Annotated in this window: 2 protein-coding genes; both read left to right on the forward strand. The window is 31.7% G+C overall.

All coding sequences use genetic code 11. The features are described from left to right. Positions 1-462: 462 nt before the first annotated feature. Positions 463-897: an IS1/IS1595 family N-terminal zinc-binding domain-containing protein gene (locus FYJ66_RS09060; RefSeq protein WP_154573174.1), complete on the forward strand. Its 435-nt coding sequence runs from the start codon at positions 463-465 to the stop codon at positions 895-897. A 10-nt stretch (positions 898-907) separates the two neighbouring features. Further along, a complete protein-coding gene (locus FYJ66_RS09065; RefSeq protein ID WP_206157050.1) occupies positions 908-1,462 on the forward strand; it encodes a transposase in 555 nt (184 codons plus the stop codon). The last annotated feature ends 19 nt before the right edge of the window (positions 1,463-1,481 follow it).

A 1,481-nucleotide genomic window follows, 5' to 3' on the forward strand; every position in this document is an offset into this window, starting at 1 on the left:
GGTTAAGCCACAGCCCTCTCAAGGCTGTATCACGGGTTCGAATCCCGTACGCGCTACCATTTATCAATTACTCCTTTACATAAAGGAGTTTTTATTATTCTTATATTAGAGATATACTTTTTATATACACTTATTTCAAAATTCTTGTTTTTCAATTTCATACAAAAAGTGTAATTTATATGAAGAACAGAAAGGATATGCATTGATATAATGTTAGAACGCTTAGGAAGACTTTTAGTACTTAGTGCATTCATGAAATTACTTTACGCTATGTACTTAAGATACAGAGATTGGTAAATGTAGTACATATACATAGAAAGGACTAATCTTTATAATGTTAGAAAAATTAGGGATATTTTTTATGGCTTAACAGATACATTGGTGACTTGTTAATATATTCGACATTAATAATGTCTATTTAAGAATTATTGTATAGGTGTAAACGAAAGAGAGACTACACTTATGACAAGAACTTCAAAATATTTAAACCAAGATACTATTGCTGCTTTACAATCTTTTCAAATCGAAAAGATTGATCGTGAAATCACTGATTATTTAGATACAAACAATAAAATGAATACGTATCATTTTGAATACTGTCCTAAATGCGGATGTTATCATCCTCATTTAATTAAGAGTGGTTTTGCCAACTCTGGTAAACAAATGCTTCGTTGTAAAGAATGCGGAAAACGTTTTGTTATTGACCGCGGTCAGCTTACTTTTTATTCTCATCAAGACCAATCCAAATGGAATGAACTTATCCTCGATACATTGAATGGTGTATCTCTTAAAGAAACAGCTGCTAAAATCAACGTGAATGAACGTAATGTTTTTAATATGCGCCATAAACTATTGGTTAGTCTAGGAACTGAGGAACGTCCCATACAAAGTAGGTAATGAAGTTGAGATGGATGAAAAGTATACTCCTTACAATCATAAAGGAACTAAAATTGATGGAGTAGAACCTAAACATCGTGGAACACCTGCTATAAAAAGAGGGTTGTCTAATCAGCAGATATGTATCATCACTGCAATACAGAGATTTGGTCATACAATTGCCAGAACATTAAATTATGGCAAGCCATCATCTCTAGATCTATTAAGATTTGGTGAATGTCTTGAATCAAAATCTTTTGTAATGCTAGATGGTTCTAACAGTTACAACGAACTTTTAGAAAGTAAGAACTGTACTAAGAAAGTGTTAATCAGTCATGAGTCATATGATAAATTCAATCATTTAAATACAGTGAACAGTTTCCACAAATTGATTGAAGAAAGGCTGCAAAAATATAAAGGGGTAGCATCAAAATATATAAATCGATACAATGCTCTTTTTATCATGCAAAGAGAAACGCAAGGAATGGATAACACAGAAAAGCTACAGTACGTACTACTTAGATTGAAAAACATCTATAAAATCACTCGCTTAAAGGATTTGAAAAACGAGTGGTTATTCGTGTAAGTGATAAAAAGAAGAATTA

The organism is Allobaileyella intestinalis, assembly GCF_009695865.1.
GTDB classification, from domain to species: Bacteria; Bacillota; Clostridia; order Peptostreptococcales; family Anaerovoracaceae; genus Allobaileyella; species Allobaileyella intestinalis.